Origin of the sequence: Manganibacter manganicus (assembly GCF_002075885.1) — a bacterium.
In the GTDB taxonomy this organism is placed as follows: domain Bacteria; phylum Pseudomonadota; class Alphaproteobacteria; order Rhizobiales; family Rhizobiaceae; genus Mesorhizobium; species Mesorhizobium manganicum.
This window is the reverse complement of the sequence record NZ_MDET01000009.1, coordinates 89,004-105,248: the sequence shown is the minus strand read 5'-3', so window position 1 is coordinate 105,248 and position 16,245 is coordinate 89,004. Positions and strand designations below refer to the sequence as shown.

16 protein-coding genes and 1 pseudogene are annotated in these 16,245 nt (G+C 60.1%); 7 read left to right on the top strand and 10 right to left on the bottom strand.

The window, feature by feature from the left end; translation table 11 throughout:
* Nucleotides 1–68: 68 nt before the first annotated feature.
* Genes ugpB through ugpC form a run of 4 tightly spaced genes read left to right on the top strand, consistent with a single transcriptional unit; the run spans nt 69 to nt 4,252 of the window.
* On the top strand, nt 69–1,376 hold the full coding sequence (gene ugpB / locus BFN67_RS07665) for a sn-glycerol-3-phosphate ABC transporter substrate-binding protein UgpB (RefSeq protein ID WP_080919039.1): 1,308 nt from the start codon (nt 69–71) through the stop codon (nt 1,374–1,376).
* A gap of 34 nt (nt 1,377–1,410) precedes the next feature.
* Complete coding sequence (gene ugpA, locus BFN67_RS07660) at nt 1,411–2,295, top strand: sn-glycerol-3-phosphate ABC transporter permease UgpA (protein ID WP_080919038.1); 885 nt, start codon at nt 1,411–1,413, stop codon at nt 2,293–2,295.
* A gap of 33 nt (nt 2,296–2,328) precedes the next feature.
* Complete coding sequence (ugpE, locus tag BFN67_RS07655; RefSeq protein ID WP_080919037.1) at nt 2,329–3,177, top strand: sn-glycerol-3-phosphate ABC transporter permease UgpE; 849 nt, start codon at nt 2,329–2,331, stop codon at nt 3,175–3,177.
* 7 nt (nt 3,178–3,184) lie between these two features.
* On the top strand, nt 3,185–4,252 hold the full coding sequence (gene ugpC / locus BFN67_RS07650; RefSeq protein ID WP_080919036.1) for a sn-glycerol-3-phosphate ABC transporter ATP-binding protein UgpC: 1,068 nt from the start codon (nt 3,185–3,187) through the stop codon (nt 4,250–4,252).
* 2 nt (nt 4,253–4,254) lie between these two features.
* Here ugpC and BFN67_RS07645 read toward each other — a convergent pair whose 3' ends face one another.
* The 3 genes from BFN67_RS07645 to BFN67_RS07635 all read right to left on the bottom strand — a co-directional run bounded on the left by BFN67_RS07645 (nt 4,255) and on the right by BFN67_RS07635 (nt 8,062).
* Nucleotides 4,255–5,337 (bottom strand): ABC transporter ATP-binding protein, encoded by a 1,083-nt coding sequence (locus BFN67_RS07645; RefSeq protein WP_080919035.1) that lies wholly within the window; start codon nt 5,335–5,337, stop codon nt 4,255–4,257.
* Nucleotides 5,334–6,833 carry an ABC transporter permease gene (locus BFN67_RS07640; protein WP_245295183.1) on the bottom strand — a complete coding sequence of 500 codons (1,500 nt, stop codon included), beginning with the start codon at nt 6,831–6,833 and terminating at the stop codon, nt 5,334–5,336. Before BFN67_RS07640 ends, BFN67_RS07645 begins: the two co-directional genes overlap by 4 nt.
* A 224-nt stretch (nt 6,834–7,057) precedes the next feature.
* Nucleotides 7,058–8,062 carry an iron ABC transporter substrate-binding protein gene (locus BFN67_RS07635; protein WP_080919034.1) on the bottom strand — a complete coding sequence of 335 codons (1,005 nt, stop codon included), beginning with the start codon at nt 8,060–8,062 and terminating at the stop codon, nt 7,058–7,060.
* 223 nt (nt 8,063–8,285) lie between these two features.
* On the opposite strand from BFN67_RS07635, the gene BFN67_RS07630 reads away from it, so the two are divergent.
* On the top strand, nt 8,286–9,068 hold the full coding sequence (locus BFN67_RS07630; protein ID WP_080919033.1) for a 3-hydroxybutyrate dehydrogenase: 783 nt from the start codon (nt 8,286–8,288) through the stop codon (nt 9,066–9,068).
* Nucleotide 9,069: 1 nt separating this feature from the next.
* Here the strand turns inward: BFN67_RS07630 and BFN67_RS07625 are convergent, their stop codons facing one another.
* From BFN67_RS07625 to BFN67_RS07615, 3 genes are all read right to left on the bottom strand, one after another.
* Complete coding sequence (locus BFN67_RS07625) at nt 9,070–10,245, bottom strand: MFS transporter (RefSeq protein WP_080919032.1); 1,176 nt, start codon at nt 10,243–10,245, stop codon at nt 9,070–9,072.
* Nucleotides 10,246–10,336: 91 nt separating this feature from the next.
* Nucleotides 10,337–10,645, bottom strand: a complete 309-nt coding sequence (locus tag BFN67_RS07620; protein ID WP_080919031.1) for a DUF1244 domain-containing protein — start codon at nt 10,643–10,645, stop codon at nt 10,337–10,339.
* Between the two features lie 24 nt (nt 10,646–10,669).
* Nucleotides 10,670–11,467: an N-formylglutamate amidohydrolase gene (locus BFN67_RS07615; RefSeq protein ID WP_080919030.1), complete on the bottom strand. Its 798-nt coding sequence runs from the start codon at nt 11,465–11,467 to the stop codon at nt 10,670–10,672.
* A gap of 180 nt (nt 11,468–11,647) precedes the next feature.
* Between BFN67_RS07615 and BFN67_RS07610 the strand changes: the two genes are divergently transcribed.
* Both BFN67_RS07610 and pyk read left to right on the top strand, forming a co-directional pair.
* Nucleotides 11,648–12,220, top strand: coding sequence for a DUF1036 domain-containing protein (locus BFN67_RS07610; protein WP_080919029.1), 573 nt, complete (start codon nt 11,648–11,650; stop codon nt 12,218–12,220).
* Nucleotides 12,204–13,622: pseudogene (pyk, locus tag BFN67_RS07605) on the top strand (pyruvate kinase); the annotation flags it as partial. The gene BFN67_RS07610 and the pseudogene pyk, both read left to right, overlap by 17 nt.
* Nucleotides 13,623–13,654: 32 nt before the next feature.
* On the opposite strand, the gene BFN67_RS07600 reads toward pyk, so the two are convergent.
* The 4 genes from BFN67_RS07600 to purE all read right to left on the bottom strand — a co-directional run bounded on the left by BFN67_RS07600 (nt 13,655) and on the right by purE (nt 16,150).
* Complete coding sequence (locus BFN67_RS07600) at nt 13,655–14,233, bottom strand: tetratricopeptide repeat protein (protein WP_080919027.1); 579 nt, start codon at nt 14,231–14,233, stop codon at nt 13,655–13,657.
* A gap of 110 nt (nt 14,234–14,343) precedes the next feature.
* The gene (gene ykgO, locus BFN67_RS07595; RefSeq protein WP_080919026.1) at nt 14,344–14,469 is read right to left on the bottom strand and encodes a type B 50S ribosomal protein L36; all 126 of its coding nucleotides are present in this window, start codon (nt 14,467–14,469) and stop codon (nt 14,344–14,346) included.
* Between the two features lie 104 nt (nt 14,470–14,573).
* Nucleotides 14,574–15,656, bottom strand: a complete 1,083-nt coding sequence (locus BFN67_RS07590; RefSeq protein WP_080919025.1) for a 5-(carboxyamino)imidazole ribonucleotide synthase — start codon at nt 15,654–15,656, stop codon at nt 14,574–14,576.
* Entirely contained in the window at nt 15,653–16,150 is a 498-nt protein-coding gene (gene purE / locus BFN67_RS07585) for a 5-(carboxyamino)imidazole ribonucleotide mutase (protein ID WP_080919064.1), read from the bottom strand. Before purE ends, BFN67_RS07590 begins: the two co-directional genes overlap by 4 nt.
* Nucleotides 16,151–16,245: the final 95 nt, after the last annotated feature.

Genomic DNA, 16,245 nt, shown 5'->3' with positions numbered 1-16,245 from the left:
GCCGGGCGAACTGGCCGGTGAAAGCCGGCTGAATTTGCAGCCCAGCCAATGACAGTCGGGAGAAAAGCATGACGTTTCGCGGCATTGCGGCCGGTGTGGCTGCCACCTTCACCTTGTTTTCCACGACATCGGCTTTCGCCGTCACACAGATAAGCTGGTGGCACGCGATGACCGGTGCCAATGCTGAAGTCGTTGCCAAGATCACGAAGGATTTCAACGCCAGTCAGAAGGACTATGAGGTCGTTCCGTCCTTCAAGGGAACATATCCGGAAGCGCTCAACGCTGGCATCGCAGCTTTCCGTGCCGGCCAGGCGCCGGACATCATACAGGTTTTCGACGTCGGTACCGGTGTGATGATGGCTGCGGAAGGCGCGGTCAAGCCGGTGGCGGAGGTTCTGGAGGAAGGCGGCCAGAAATTCGACAAGAGCCAGTATCTGCCTGGGATCGTCGCCTATTATTCGAAGCCGGACGGCACCATGCTGTCCTTCCCTTACAATTCCTCGTCGCCGATCCTCTATTATAACAAGGATATCTTCAAGAAGGCCGGGCTTGACGAGAACACGCCGCCCAAGACATGGGACGAAGTCTGGGAAATGGCCAAGAAGATCAAGTCGAGCGGGGCTGCGTCCTGCGGCTACACCTCGACATGGCTCACCTGGATCCATCTGGAAAATTTTGCCGCGTGGAACAATGTGCCTTACGGCACCAATGAGAACGGGCTTGCCGGAACCGATGTCAAGCTTGAGATCAACGCGCCGATCTATGTCAATCATTTCCAGGCGATTGCCGATCTCGCCAAGGACGGGACCTTCAAATATGGCGGCCGCACCTCCGAGGCCAAGCAACTGTTCCTGGCCGGCACATGCGGCATCCTGACCGAATCGTCGGGCGGACTCGGCGACATCGTCAAATCCGGCATGAATTACGGCATCGGCGAACTGCCTTATGACAAGGACGGCAAGGGGCCGCAGAACACCATTCCGGGCGGCGCGAGCCTGTGGGTGTTCGGAGGCAAGTCCGACGCTGAATACAAGGGGATTGCCGCCTTCTTCCAATATCTGTCGAAAACCGAGGTGCAGCAGTATCTGCATGAGACCTCAGGCTATCTGCCGGTGACCATGGCAGCTTACGAGGCAACCAAGAAATCGGGTTTTTATGAGAAGAACCCCGGCCGTGAGACGCCGATCCTGCAGATGATGGGCAAGGCGCCGACCGAGAATTCCAAGGGCGTCCGCCTCGTCAATCTGCCGCAGGTGCGCGACATCCAGAACGAGGAATTCGAGAAGATGCTCGCCGGACAGGAGACGGCTCAACAGGCGCTCGACAACGCTGTGGAACGGGGCAACAAGGCGATCCAGGAAGCGATCGGCAATTGAGTCCTGTTACCGGACCAAAGGGGGGTACAGTCAAATGACCCCCCGTGTCGTCTTTCCCAACAAGATCCTGCCCTATCTGCTGGTGGCGCCGCAACTCGCCATCACACTGGTCTTCTTCTATTGGCCAGCAGGGCAGGCACTCTATCAGTCCATGCTGCGCGAGGACCCGTTCGGGTTGAAATCGCGCTTCATCTGGTTCGACAATTTCCGCCGGGTGCTGGCAGACCCGGCTTATCTCAATTCCATCAAGGTGACGGTGATCTTCTCCATTGCCACCGCCGTCGTGGCCATGGGTGTCGCGCTGCTGCTGGCGGTGATGGCGGAAAAGGTTATCCGCGGCAAGGGCTTCTATCGCACGCTGATGATCTGGCCCTATGCGGTGGCGCCGGCGATTGCCGGTATGCTGTTTTTGTTCATGTTCAACCCTTCGATCGGCACCCTGGCCGTGCTTCTGCGCAAGGCGGGCGTTCACTGGGATCCTCTGCTCAACGGCACGCATGCGATGATCCTGCTCGTTATTGCCGCCGCCTGGAAACAGATCAGCTACAACTTCCTGTTTTTTGTTGCTGGCCTGCAAGCGATTCCGAAGACGCTGATCGAGGCGGCAGCGATAGATGGAGCCGGCGAAACCAAGCGGTTCTGGACCATCGTCTTTCCGCTGCTTGCACCGACCACTTTCTTCCTGCTCGTCATCAACACCGTCTATGCCCTGTTCGATACCTTCGGCATCGTCCACGCCGTCACGGGCGGTGGCCCCGGCAAGGCGACGGAAACGCTGGTGTACAAGGTTTACAATGACGGTTTCGTCAATCTGATGCTCGGAGTCTCGGCAGCCGAATCGGTAATCCTGATGGCTATCGTCATCGCGCTCACCGCCGTCCAGTTCCGCTATATCGAACGGAAGGTGCATTATGGGTGAGCGGTACGCCCTGCCGCGGAACCGGAGGCGGTCATGATCGGCACTTCACCTGCCCGCACCTTCATTGCCCACGCCGTATTGGTGCTTGGCATCGTGATTGTGGCTTTCCCGATCTACTACACCTTCGTGGCGTCCACCCATACGCTCCAAACGATTCTGCGGCCGCCGCTGCCGCTGTGGCCGGGTGGCGAGTTCTGGACGAATTATTCCGAAGCATTGAGCGGCGGGGTTCGGCGTATCGGTGGTGTCGGTGTCGGCACGCTTCTGTTCAACACTACAGTGATGGCTTTGGGGATAGCCATTGGCAAGATCATCATTTCGATCCTGTCGGCCTACGCCATTGTCTTCTTCCGCTTCCCGCTTCGAATGACATTCTTCTGGCTGATCTTCATCACGCTGATGCTGCCGGTGGAAGTGCGCATCCTGCCGACCTACAAGGTGATGGTGCAGTTCGGTCTGATCGACACCTATGCCGGGCTGATCCTGCCTCTGATCGCCTCGGCGACGGCGACGCTGCTGTTCCGGCAATTCTTCATGACCATTCCGGGTGAACTGGTCGAGGCCGCGCGCGTCGACGGCGCCGGACCTTGGCGTTTCTTCTTCGATATCCTGCTGCCCCTGTCACGCACCAATATCGCGGCGCTGTTCGTCATCCTCTTCATCTATGGCTGGACACAGTATTTGTGGCCGCTGCTGATTACCAACAGCAACGACATGAACACGATCGTCATTGCGCTGCGCAAGATGATCTCGTTCGCCGATGCCGACACGCAATGGCAACTGGTGATGGTGACTGCGATGTTGGCCATCGTGCCACCGATCCTGGTTGTTGTGCTGATGCAGCGCTGGTTTGTGCGCGGGCTGGTCGATTCCGAAAAGTGAGTAACCGATGGCGACAGTCGATCTGAAAGATGTGCGCAAGGTTTATAGCGGTGGCGTGGAAGCGGTAAAAGGGGTTTCCATCGCCATTCCCGACAAGGCGCTATGTGTCCTGGTCGGCCCGTCGGGTTGCGGCAAATCCACGCTGCTGCGCATGATTGCCGGCTTGGAAACAATCACGTCAGGCACCTGCGCCATCGACGGCAATGTGGTCAATGAGGTTGGTCCGACCGAGCGCGATATTGCGATGGTGTTCCAGAACTATGCACTCTATCCGCATATGAAAGTCTACGACAACATGGCCTATGGCTTGCGCAATCGGGGCACACCGAAAGCCGAGATCGAACGCCGCGTGCGTGAGGTGGCCGAGACGCTGGAGCTTGCACATCTGCTAGACCGGCGCCCACGCCAGTTGTCTGGTGGACAGCGCCAGCGCGTGGCGATGGGGCGGGCTATCGTGCGCAAACCCAAGGTATTTCTGTTCGACGAGCCGCTTTCCAATCTTGACGCCAAACTGCGCGGTCAGATGCGCGTCGAGATCAGGAATCTACAGAGCAAGCTTGGCGTGACATCGGTCTACGTTACTCATGATCAGCTTGAGGCGATGACGCTGGCCGACATGCTGGTGGTGATGAATGCCGGCATGGTCGAGCAGATCGGCCAACCACTCGATGTTTATGAAAGGCCTGCCTCGATCTTCGTCGCATCCTTCATCGGTGCGCCGCCGATGAATCTCCTGCCGCTGAGCGAAACCGGCTCCGGTCTGGCGCTTGCCGACGGCTCCGCCATTGCCGGTTCGCTGCCGGCATCCAAGGCGGTCACACTGGGTTTCCGGCCGGAAGACGTCAATGTGAATTATGACGGCAGGGCATTACCGGGCGCTTTGACACTGCCGGTGACGGTCGATGCTGTCGAGCCGGTCGGCGCCGAAAGCTTTCTGCATTGCGCGTCCGGAGGCGGCCGTGTTGTCGCGCGGGTTGCAGGTCGTGCGGCCGCGAAGCCCGGCGACAAGATCGATCTTGTTGCCCAGGCTGGCAAACTGCACTGGTTCGACGGTGCCGGAAGACGATTGGAATAGCGTCAGGCGAGCAGATGCGCTTTGCCGACGACGGAAATGCGGACCACCTCGCCCGTCGTCGGCGCGTCCATGCCCGGCTTTTTCAGGATCAGCGGCGTGTTCCCGATCGCGGCGGCATCGGGGGGGTCGGCGTTGTTCAGCAGCCGAACCGCGACGGTGCAGAGCGATCCGGCAAACTCGGTTTCCACCACTTCGCCGAAAAGCATGTCGGGTGTGCCTGACATGCCCTCGCGCGAGGTGCATTTTAGAGTCAGTTGTTCCGGCCGCAGCATGATGCGGGCCGTATCGCGCCGCTCGGTGGAATCCACGGCGATGCGCCCGAGCGGACATTGCGCAAAGCCGCTGTCGACACGTGCCGGCAGCACGACTGCATCGCCGAGAAATTCGGCAATCATGCGGTCCCTCGGCCTGAGATAAAGCTCGCGCGGCGCGCCGACCTGCGAGAATTTGCCATCGCGCATCACCGCCACCTGGTCGGCGAAGGAGAGCGCTTCGGACTGGTCATGGGTGACGAGGATTGTGGCGACGCCTGCGGATTCCAGAAGCTCTGCCACAGCCTTGCGCATGGAGGCGCGCAGGCCGGTGTCGAGCGCCGAAAACGGCTCGTCGAGCAGCATCAGGCGCGGTTTGCGGGCCATGGCGCGCGCAATTGCCACGCGTTGCTGCTGGCCGCCGGAGAGTTCATGTGGATGGCGCTTGAGGATGGCCTTGTCGAGACCGACGATATAGGCAAGTTCGGCAATGCGCTCGGTGCGGTCCGCTTCGCCGCGATCCATGCCGAAGCCGATATTGGCGGCGACAGTAAGATGCGGAAACAGGGCGCCGTCCTGTGCCACGAGACCGATGCCGCGCTTATGTGCGGGCACAGAGCTGCCGCCATTGGCGAGAACCGTTCCATCAAGCGTAATGCTGCCTTCGTCCGGTGCCTCGAAGCCGGCGATCAGCCGCAACAGCGTGGTCTTGCCACAGCCTGAAGGCCCGACAATTGCTGTGCGGCTTCCCGCGACGACGTTCAGATCGATGCCATCGAGGGCCTTGACCGAGCCATAATGCTTGTTGAGCGCGCGCAGTTGCAAGAAACTCATCGGCCGGCCATCCGTTTCGATTGCACATATAGCAGCCATGTCAGCGGCAGCGATGCGCCCACCATGATCAAGGCATAGGGAGCGGCCGCTGCATAATCGATTTCGCCGCTATAGGCCCAGAAGGCGAGCGCCAGCGTGCGTGTTCCATTGGGCGCAAGCATCTGGGTCGCCGTCAGTTCGTTCATGATGCCCAGCCCGACCAGTGCGATGCCGGCGGCGGCACCCGGTGCGGAAAGGCGGATTGTGGTTGCCCACAGCGCATTCAGTGGCGAGCGGCCGAGATTAGCGGCGGCCCGCTCCAGTTCGACAGGGGCCTGAGCAATGGAGGCACGCAGGCTGATGATGGCTCTCGGCAGGAACATCAATGCATAGGCGAAAAGGATGGTAGCAAGCGTCTGGTAAAGCGGCAGAAGCACGCGCACGGTTATCGTGACCAGCGCCAGCGCGACGACCACACCGGGCAGCGAGCCGACCATATAGTTGAAACCTTCCAGCAGCCTTTGCGCCGGGCCGGGCGCGCGGATCGACAGCCAGGCCATGGGAATGGCGGCCAGCGTGGCCAAGACAGCGCCGGCAACCGCGAGGAACAGCGTTTGCTCCAGAGCGAGGCCTATTTCGTCTAGCCGCCACACGCTTGCACCGCCGGCCACCAGCCATCGGCCGATGGTGAGAGCCGGCACGCCCAGCGACAGAAGCGCGGTAAAGGCAGGCACGAGCAGGCAGGGCAGGGTGGTACGACCGAGGCGAACGGGCGGTGATTGGCGGGCAGCGCCCGAGCCGACACGCGCGTAACGCTCCTCGCCGCGTACCAGAACCTCGATGCCCAGGAGCACGAAACAACACAGGATCAATACGCCGGCCAGCATATTGGCGGCAGGTCCGTTGAAGGTGGACTGGAACTGATCGACGATGGCGGTGGTGAATGTGTCGAAGCGAATGAAGACGTATAGCCCGTATTCGGCCAGCAGATGCAGGCCGACCAGCAGCGAACCGCCGCAGATGGCGAGCCGCAATTGCGGCAATACGACACGGAAGAAAATGCGCCATGGGCCAAGGCCGAGCGAGGCGGCGGCGTCTTCCAAGGCCGGATCGAGCCGCCGCAGCGCCGCTGCAATCGGCAGGTAGAGAAACGGGAAATAGGCGATGACCGAAATCAGCACGCCGGCTTTGAGGCCATGCAGGCCGGGGATCAGCGTAATCCATGAATAGCTGTGAACGAAGGCCGGAACTGCAAGCGGGGCCACCGATAGCCATGCCCATAGCCGTGCGCCAGGCAGGTCGCTGCGCTCGGTGAGCCAGGCCAGCGCCACGGACAGGACGATACCGAGCGGCACGGTGCAAAGCACCAGCAGCACGGTGTTGGCGAGGAGTTCGCCGACACGCGGCCGGAATACAAGCCTGTAGACCGTATCCCAGCCCGTCTGGAAGGCGACCCAGATGATGAAGGCCATCGGCAGCATGGCCAGCAGCGAAACGGCGACAGCCGCGATTGCCATCCATGGCAGTTGGCGGCTGCGCTTCAATGCGCCGTATGAGGGCGCAACGACAGCCGGCGCCGGACGCACGGACTCGACCGACAACGGCATCAGGCGCCGCGCCGTATTATCGGGCGGGTCAGTGGGCCGTATATGATCATCGGCAACTGCCATCTCAAAATACGATGCTCCCGCAGGCTATTCCGCGGGAGCCTGATCGCCTGCCCTTTTAGGACGAGCGTCGGCTAAAGCAAGCCGGCTGCCGTCATCATGTCGGTGACTTTTTTCGAGTTGAGATCGTCCGGCTCGATCTTCGGTGGCAGCAAATCGGACAGAGGCACCAGCTTGGGGTTCGACTGTGCGTCCTTGCCAACGGCATATTCATAGGATGTACCGTCCTTCAGGATGGTCTGGCCTCCTGGGCCGGCGATCCATTTCAGGAAAGCCTGTGCTTCCTTGGGATGCTTGCTGGAAGCCAGCACGCCGCCACCGGAAATGGAGACGAAGGCGCCGGGATCCTCGTTCTTGAAGTAATGAAGTGCCGTATTTTTGCTGTTTTCTCCGGTCTTGGCCTGATCGCCGAACCAGTAATAATGATAGATAACGCCGCCATCGATCTCACCGGCATTGACCGCCTTCATCACCGTGCCGTTACCCTTGTAAGCAGTGAAGTTTTCCTTCATGCCCTTGAGCCATTTGGCGGTTTCTTCCTCACCCTTGAGCTGCAGAAGCGCACTGACTATGGCCTGGAAATCCGCGCCCGAAGGTGAAGCGGCCCAGCGCCCCTTCCAACTCGGATCGGCGAGATCGAGCAGCGATTTTGGCAATTGATCGGGCGTCAGCTTGTCCTTGTTGTAGGCAAAGACGGTGCTGCGGGCGGCGATGCCGACCCATTTGCCGCTCGACGGCTTGAACCCGTCCCGGACTTCGGCCAGCGTTTCAGGATCGACAGGCGCGAACAGGCCAGCCTGCTCGACCAGCGCCATGGCCGGTGAGTTCTCGGTCAGGAATACGTCGGCAGGCGAAGCCTTGCCTTCGGCCACGATCTGGTTGGAAAAATCACTGTCGCCGCCATTGCGCAATGTGACCTTGATACCGGTTTCCTTGGTGAAGCCTTCAGCCCATTCCTTGGCAAGGCTCTCATGCTGGGCATTATAGACGACAATGCCATCCTCATCGGCCATGGCCGGCGGCGCCAGGGCAATCGCTATTCCCACTGCGCCGGCAAGGGTTGAGAGAAAGGACTTCATGCTGATCTCCTCAGTCTGTCCGGTTTCGTCGCTGCTGGCTCTAGCAATACATGATCTTGCCAGTCAACATTAATGAGTCACCGGCAGGTCGCTTTGGCATGCTCATGAAACAATTCCGCGTGAGCGGGGATGAGCGCAGTCATATGCTTTGCTGACCGGGCTTGGCAGGTCGGGCGCTTTATGTTGCAATGCAATATCGACATAGAGCTTCAGAGAAGCCGCCATGACCGCAGCAAGAATTGCCATTGTTACCGGTTCGACCTCGGGCATAGGCTTGGCGATCGTCCGGGCGCTTGCGGCTCAGAATTGTCATGTCGTCGTCAATTCGTTCACCGATACGACTGAAGATCGTGCAATAGCGGATGCGATTAACAAGGAGTTCGGGGTCAAAGCGGTTTATATGCAGGCCGATATGTCCGATCCCGCTGCCTGCCGTGCGCTGGTGGACAAAACAGGCGATGAATTCGGCTCGATCGATATTTTGGTCAACAATGCCGGCATTCAATATGTCGCCCCTGTCGAGGAGTTTCCCATCGACAAGTGGAACGCCATTCTTGCCATCAATCTTTCGTCGGCCTTTCACACCATTGCTGCCGCCCTGCCTTTGATGAAGACGGCCGGGCAGGGGCGGATTGTCAATATCGCTTCGGCGCACGGCTTGATCGCCTCACCATTCAAGTCGGCCTATGTCGCGGCCAAGCACGGCATTATGGGGTTGACCAAGACAGTCGCGCTGGAAGTGGCTGAGAATGGCGTCACCTGTAACGCGATCTGCCCTGGCTACGTGCTGACGCCCTTGGTCGAGGCGCAGATCCCCGACCAGATGAAAGCGCATCATATGGATCGGCATACTGTCGTGCGTGAGGTGATGCTGGCCAGGCAACCCACGAAGAAATTCGTCACGGTCGAGCAAGTGGCTGCCGCTGTCGTTTACCTGTGTTCCGATGCTGCTGCGTCGGTCAACGGCACTCATATATCGGTCGATGGCGGCTGGAGCGCCGCGTGATCTATTCCGCCGGTTGTGGGACGAAGTCGGCTGCGTGCGCCAGATTTGCCAGCATCCCGACGATAAGAAGGAAGCCGGACAAGGCGGCGAACACGATTGAGAAGCCCACATGTTCGGCGGCAAAGCCGATGGCCGAAGGTGCAACGAGTATGCCGCAATAGCCCATCGTCGTGACCACGCTCATGCCGGTGCCTGCGGCCATGCCGGGCTGGTTGCCGCCGGCGGAAAAGGCAATTGGCACCATGTTGGCAATGCCGAGGCCGGCGAAAGCGAAGGCGGCGATGGCAACCCAAGGCTCTGATGCCAGGGCGGCTACCAGCATGCCCGCTGCCGCGATCAGACTGCATATTCGCAGGGTTTTCACGGCGCCGAAGCGGTTGCGCACACCGTCGCCGGCGAAGCGCATGAAAGCCATGGCGCCGGAAAACAACGCGAAGGCGAAGCCGGCCGTTGCAAGATCGGCGCCCCGCTCCTGCTTGAGATAAAGCGCTGCCCAGTCCAGTACGGCGCCTTCGGGGATCATGCAAAACAGGGCGAGCAGGCCGATCAGATAGATGGAGCCATTACGCGGCAGTGCGAATTTCCGGTGTTCCTGGACAACCGGGCGTGGATCGGTAACCAGATGACGGGCGCCAAGCGCGAACAGCGAAACCGCGATGGCGGTCACAAGTCCGGCATGAGCAACATGGCCGAAATTCTGGATGATGATGCCGCCCATGGCGCCACCGGCAAAGCCGCCCAGACTCCAAAACCCATGCGACGATGACATAACCGCTTTGGACAAGCGTCGCTCCACCGCCACCGCATTGGCGTTCATGGCGACGTCCATACCGCCTACAAGGCCACCAAACAGGAACAACGCCGTCGCGGCGAGCGGCGTCGAGGGCGCCAGAGCCACCGGCAGAAGCGCGAGAACGGCAAAGCAACCAAAGCCGCGTACAATTCTGCGGGAACCGTGCCGTGACATCAGATAACCAGAGATAGGCATGCATATGAGCGCACCAAGGCCAAAGATCAGAATGAGCATGCCAAGCGTCAGTTCGCTGATTTCCAGCCGGGTCAGGAAGACTGGTATCTGCGGTGCCCAACTTCCAGTCAGGAAGCCGTTGACGAAGAACATCGTCGCCACCGCCCAGCGCCCACGCCTTGCTATCGAGATCGCATTGGAAACGTCCATCGGCCACAGGTCCGGTGCGGAAATTGCGAGAAAAGCAATATTTGAAAGGCGCGTTAGGGGGTAATGGCGGCTATATCAGAACCTTTATGCCTCAATTCTCGCGCGGCCGATTGGCTTCAAAGGACGCCTTGGCTTCAGGCGAAGCATCTTTTTGATGGCGCGCCTGCCACTCGCTATAGGGCATGCCATAGACGATTTCGCGTGACTCTTCCTTGGTGAGAACGATGCCTTCGGCGTCAGCGGCATCACGATACCAGTTCGACAGGCAGTTACGGCAAAATCCCGCGAGGTTCATCAAGTCGATGTTCTGTACATCCGTGCGATTGCGCAAATGCTCGACAAGCCGGCGAAAGGCCGCGGCTTCGAAATCGCGTTTCTGATCGCTTGAAAGCGTGTTCATTCCAGCCTCCTTCGCAAGGCCTGCTTAAAGAGCCCCAGTACGGGAGCCGAATTGTCTGCCTTCATGTATATCGGTGCGGCGGTTGATTACGTCAACAAGCGGTGCCAACCGCTTCGCCCAGCCCAGCGCGTTTTCATGATCCGCTATCAGATCCTGCCGGATCTCGATCAGGGCATGGGCGAAGCCGTTGACGATCGCATGGCGGAACATCGTATCGCCGCGCAGCGCGCCATCGTAAGGCTCATTATCGCCAATCGTCAGCGTCGGATCGGCGGCGAGGGCCTCCATCAGAAGGCTCGGCGCACGATCATCGCGATCCCATAATATGCCGACATGCCATGGCCGTTTGCGGCCCTGCATGACGGGGGTGAAAGAGTGGATGGACAGGATGAAGGGTGCTTTGCCACTGGTTTCTCCGACCGAGGCTATCAGAGTTGCTACAGCATCATGGTAAGGCCGATAGAAGCCGGTAAGCCGCCTCTCTCGCTCCTCGGCGCTCATCGGATAGTTTCCCGGCACCACAGTGCCATCATAAAGCTGGCGGATCAGTGTCGGATCGTCTTCTCCGCGGTTTGGATCGATCAGGAGTCGCGAAAAATTGGCTAGAACGGCGGGTGCGTCGAGCAATGAGGCGAGTGTGCGAGTTACCGTTTCGACGCCGATATCATAGGCGATGTGGCGCTCGAATTCGGTATCGGGCAGGCCGAGTGTGCCATATTCGTCCGGCAAAGCGCGTCCGGCATGGTCGGCTATCAGCACGAGACCCTGCTTGCGGTCACCCGCGATTGTCTCGAACGGCGCGAAAACTGTGGATCGGGTCATGGTTCGGGAAGATGGTCCGTCTTTCGCACGAAACGCGATGATAGCCTCATTCCACGAACGGGACTGTCACGCAATGCCGTTGTTTGGCCAAGGTTTTACGAAGATTCTGCCCTCAAGCGGTGAAATGACACGTCGTCGGGTATCTAAATCGATTGGATTTGAGATCGGCGGCGCGTTGACATGCGTTCGCACTTCTCCGAAAAGGGGCTCCGAAACATGCTGGCGATCATAACGAGAGGATTTGGAATGGCATCGGCTGTGAGGCAGTGCGCACGCAAGGCCAGGGCCGTGCCGTTGCTTGCTGTTGCCGCTGCACTCATTCTGCCCTTGATCGCGGCCTCGCCGGCGTGGGCGGACTTTCGCGTCTGCAATGCGACGCAGAACCTTGTCGGCGTCGGCATTGGCTATCGCGCCAAAGCCGGCTGGATCACCGAGGGTTGGTGGCACATCGAAGCTTCAAGCTGCAAGACGCTGATCGAGGGGCCGCTCTCGTCGCGCTTCTATTATCTCTATGCGGAAGATGCCGAGCGCGGCGGCCGTTGGGAGGGGCCGATCTCGATGTGCGTGGCAGAAAAGGAATTCAAGATCGCCGGCGTCAACGATTGCGTTGCGCGTGGATTTCAGCGCGCCGGATTTCAGGAATACGACACGGGTGAGCAATCGAGCTGGATGGTCCAGTTAACCGACAAGCCCGCAACAGGCGACGACGACAAGACCGCCGCAGGAAAAACAGTCAATGAGACGAAGCCGTAAGGTCAAAATCCTCGCCACCATCGGTCCTGCGTCTTCCGAAGAGGTTGTGCTGAAGCAGTTCTTCGAGGCGGGCGCAGACGTTTTTCGCATCAATATGAGTCATACCGATCATGCGCTGATGCGCACGCTGGTGGGCCGCATCCGGGCCGTCGAAAAGGACGTTGGCCGCCCGATCGGCATATTGGCCGATCTCCAGGGGCCGAAACTGCGCGTCGGCAAATTCACGCGCGGCCGCGAGACATTGAAGCCAGGCCAGACATTCACGCTGGACGACAATCCTGAACCGGGTGACGGCACGCGTGTTTATCTGCCGCATCCCGAAATCCTGAACTCGGTCGAAACCGGCCATCGCTTGTTGATTGACGATGGCAGGCTGGAACTCAAGGCAGTCAAATGCGACGGCAAGTCGATCGGCTGCACGGTAATTGCCGGCACCAGCATTTCCGACCGCAAGGGCGTTTCGTTGCCCGATACCGACTTGCCGGTCGGGGCGCTGACCGAAAAAGATCGCAAGGATCTAGACGCTGTGCTTGAGACCGGCGTGGACTGGATCGCGCTGTCTTTCATCCAGCGGCCGGAAGACCTCGCCGAAGCGCGCAAGATCGCGCGTGGCCGGGCTCTGTTGATGTCGAAGATCGAAAAGCCGCAGGCCGTGGCGCGCTTGTCCGAGATCATCGAATTGTCCGATGCATTAATGGTTGCGCGCGGCGATCTCGGCGTCGAGATGCCGCTGGAAGCGGTGCCCGGCATCCAGAAGCAGATCACGCGTGCTGCCCGGCGCGCCGGCAAGCCCGTCGTCATCGCCACGCAGATGCTGGAATCGATGATTTCTGCACCGGTTCCCACCCGCGCTGAAGTGTCCGACGTTTCAATCGCCGTTTTTGAGGGCGCCGACGCAATCATGCTGTCGGCCGAATCGGCAGCCGGCTCCTATCCGGTCGAGGCGGTAGCGACGATGAATCGCATCGCCGAGAAGGTCGAACGCGATCCGCTTTACGCCGGTATCATCAATGCCCAGCGCACGCAGCCCGAGCCGACAGGCGCCGACACCATCTCGCTCGCGGCCCGTGAGATTGCCGAGACACTGAAGCTGTCGGCCATCGTCTCCTACACCGCTTCCGGCACGACCGGCCTTCGCGCCGCGCGCGAGCGGCCGCAGGTGCCGATCATCGCCTTGTCGCCTATCCTCAATACGGCGAGGCGGCTGTCGCTGGTCTGGGGCACGCATTGTGTGGTGTCGCCCGATGCCACCGATCTGGACGACATGGTCAACCGGGCGTGCCGGATCGCGTTGGAGGAAAATTTTAGCAAGACCGGCGACCGAGTCATCATTACCGCCGGAGTGCCGCTGGGCACGTCAGGCTCGACCAATATGCTGCGCATTGCCTATGTCGGCGCGGAAGAGCACCAGTTTCCGAACTCAGGCAGAGACGGTCAGATCGCCTCGCCAGCCAGTTCGTCCGACAGGGTTGCCACCTGATCCTGGGCGCTGCGCAACATGGGATAGATATCCAGAACGCGCTCCCATGCGGCGAGCGCATCCTTCTTGTGATCGGTCTCGGTCATGATCTGCGCCAGGCCGGATAATGCTCCGAAATGGCGCGGCTCCAGTTTGAGCACCTCGTCAATGTCAGCGAGCGACTTGGCGTAGTCCTTCATCAGGAAATGAACGGTGGCGCGCCGGTTCCAGCCTTCCGCAAAGGAAGGTTGGAGGGTTACGATCTCATCAAGGAAATCAAGTGCGACGTCGAATTTCCGCTCGTCGATGGCCTTTTGAGACCATTGCATCAGGAGGTCGGTGGTGGCGCTGCCGGATTGCTGAAAGGTTTGCCCAATTTGGGCGGCGATCCTCTCCGCGGCCCTTTCATTGCGCTCGCGCTTGAGTGCGACGAAGAGGGCATCAAGCCGGGCGGTCTTTGCCTGTGTTGTCTGAACGGGCGCTGCCGCCAACACCGGCACGGGAATGGCGCCAGAAAGGAAAAGGGCAGCACAAAGAGAGAGTGTGATCCGCATGGACGGAATCTAGTCCCGTCCGCACCGACGTCAAACTGAAATTTCAGCGAAGCAAGAAGCTTGGACGAATATCAGCGTGTGTCGCGTGATCAGAACCCGTGCGTCTGAACTCAGCCCTGGCGTGCCTTGAAGCGGGGGGCGGTCTTGTTGATGATGTAAACGCGGCCTTTGCGGCGAACCAGTTGGTTGTCGCGGTGACGTGCCCGGAGCGCCTTGAGCGAATTCTTGATCTTCATCGGTCTGCCTGTCGGTCTGTGTCCGGCGTCGCCGAACTAAAAGGCGCGCTCAAGAAAGCGCGCCCAAATTTATGTGCGGCTCATAGCGGGCGGGCCGCTGGCTGTCAACCTTGGCGGCGCGCGCTTATCCGCGTAAAATGCCCCATCTTGCGACCCGGCCGTGTTTCGACCTTGCCATAGAGGTGGAGCATGAGATCGGGCTCGGCCAGAAGCGCGCCGGTGCGGGCGATATCGTCGCCGATGAGGTTTTCCATCACGCAATTTGAATGCCGATCCGGTTGTCCGAGCGGCAGGCCAGCGACGGCGCGGATATGCTGCTCGAATTGCGAGACAGTGCAGGCGGCCTCCGTCCAATGGCCGGAATTATGGACGCGTGGCGCAATCTCATTGGCCAGCAGGCTGCCATCGGCAAGGACGAAGAACTCTACGCCAATGACGCCGACATAATCGAGCGCGGCAAGAATCTTTGCGGCCGCCGCCTGCGCGGCAGCAGCCGTTTCGGGGGTGATGGTGGCCGGCACGCTCGAGCTATGCAGGATACCATTGCGGTGGACATTCTCGGCCGGATCGAAGGTAGCGACCGTGCCGTTGGCACTACGCGCGGCGATGATCGAGATTTCCTTCTTGAAAGGCACAAGCGCTTCCAGGATCAGTGGCACGCCGCCCATCGCTTCATAGACGCCGACAATGTCGCTGCGAATCGGATTGCGAAAGACACGCTGTCCCTTGCCGTCATAGCCCATGCGACGTGTCTTTAAGACGCCGCTACCTGAAAAGGATGCCAAGGCTTTGGCAAGGCCCACTTCGTCGTCAACCGGATGAAATTGGGCCGTGGCAATGCCGATCCCGTTCAGGAAGGTCTTTTCCGTCAGCCGATCCTGGGCGACTTCGAGGGCGCGGGGCGGCGGCAAAACCGGAACGCTTTTGGCAAGCGCCTTGGCTGCGCCGACGGGAACGTTTTCGAATTCATAGGTGACGACGGCTACCTGCTTTGCCAACTCGGCAAGCGCTGCGGCGTCATCATAGGCAGCGACGATCTGACGATTGGCGACCTGGGCGGCAGGGCAATCGGCCTGGGGCTCCAGAATCACCGTGCAATAGCCGAGACGGGCGGCAGCCATGGCCAGCATGCGGCCGAGTTGGCCGCCGCCGATGATGCCGATGGTTGAACCGGGGATGAGCATCAAGGCGTCTCCGTCGGCTCTGACGCGACCTTGGCGGTCTGCGCGGCGCGCCAGTCTTCCAGTCGAGTGGACAGGGCCGCGTCCGATAGAGCCAGGACGGCGGCGGCCAGCAGGGCGGCATTGGCCGCACCGGCTTTGCCGATGGCAAGTGTGCCGACCGGAATGCCGGCGGGCATCTGTACGATCGAAAGCAGCGAATCCCGCCCCGAAAGCGCTTTTGATTCCACCGGTACGCCGAACACCGGCAGCGGTGTCATCGCCGCCGTCATGCCCGGCAGGTGGGCGGCACCGCCGGCACCTGCGATGATGACCTTGTAGCCGGTCGCCTTGGCGCTTTTGGCGAAATCGTAAAGCCTGTCAGGCGTCCGGTGCGCGGAGACAATCAGGCATTTATAACTGATCTCAAGCGCTTCCAGCATTTCGGCTGTATGGCGCATTGTCGTCCAGTCGGACTGGCTTCCCATGATAACGGCAACGTCGGCGCGTTGATTGACCAATTGCGCGGTTCCCAATGGAGAAAGTCCGCGCCTTACCGGAATTCAGCCGCTGTCGCAACAAGCCGGTTTTGGATGGGCGCGCGCTGAATGTTCTG

Excerpts from the sequence above, each read along its gene's own strand:
- BFN67_RS07640 (WP_245295183.1), bottom strand. The coding sequence starts at position 6,833 with ATGGCAATCGCGGCTGTCGCCGTTTCGCTGCTGGCCATGCTGCCGATG.
- ykgO (WP_080919026.1), bottom strand. The coding sequence starts at position 14,469 with ATGAAGATCAAGAATTCGCTCAAGGCGCTCCGGGCACGTCACCGCGAC.
- BFN67_RS07635 (WP_080919034.1), bottom strand. The coding sequence starts at position 8,062 with ATGAAGTCCTTTCTCTCAACCCTTGCCGGCGCAGTGGGAATAGCGATT.
- BFN67_RS07645 (WP_080919035.1), bottom strand. The coding sequence starts at position 5,337 with ATGAGTTTCTTGCAACTGCGCGCGCTCAACAAGCATTATGGCTCGGTC.
- BFN67_RS07620 (WP_080919031.1), bottom strand. The coding sequence starts at position 10,645 with ATGAACACGCTTTCAAGCGATCAGAAACGCGATTTCGAAGCCGCGGCC.
- BFN67_RS07600 (WP_080919027.1), bottom strand. The coding sequence starts at position 14,233 with ATGCGGATCACACTCTCTCTTTGTGCTGCCCTTTTCCTTTCTGGCGCC.
- BFN67_RS07625 (WP_080919032.1), bottom strand. The coding sequence starts at position 10,245 with ATGGACGTTTCCAATGCGATCTCGATAGCAAGGCGTGGGCGCTGGGCG.
- BFN67_RS07610 (WP_080919029.1), top strand. The coding sequence starts at position 11,648 with ATGCGTTCGCACTTCTCCGAAAAGGGGCTCCGAAACATGCTGGCGATC.
- ugpC (WP_080919036.1), top strand. The coding sequence starts at position 3,185 with ATGGCGACAGTCGATCTGAAAGATGTGCGCAAGGTTTATAGCGGTGGC.
- ugpB (WP_080919039.1), top strand. The coding sequence starts at position 69 with ATGACGTTTCGCGGCATTGCGGCCGGTGTGGCTGCCACCTTCACCTTG.
- BFN67_RS07630 (WP_080919033.1), top strand. The coding sequence starts at position 8,286 with ATGACCGCAGCAAGAATTGCCATTGTTACCGGTTCGACCTCGGGCATA.
- ugpA (WP_080919038.1), top strand. The coding sequence starts at position 1,411 with ATGACCCCCCGTGTCGTCTTTCCCAACAAGATCCTGCCCTATCTGCTG.
- ugpE (WP_080919037.1), top strand. The coding sequence starts at position 2,329 with ATGATCGGCACTTCACCTGCCCGCACCTTCATTGCCCACGCCGTATTG.
- BFN67_RS07615 (WP_080919030.1), bottom strand. The coding sequence starts at position 11,467 with ATGACCCGATCCACAGTTTTCGCGCCGTTCGAGACAATCGCGGGTGAC.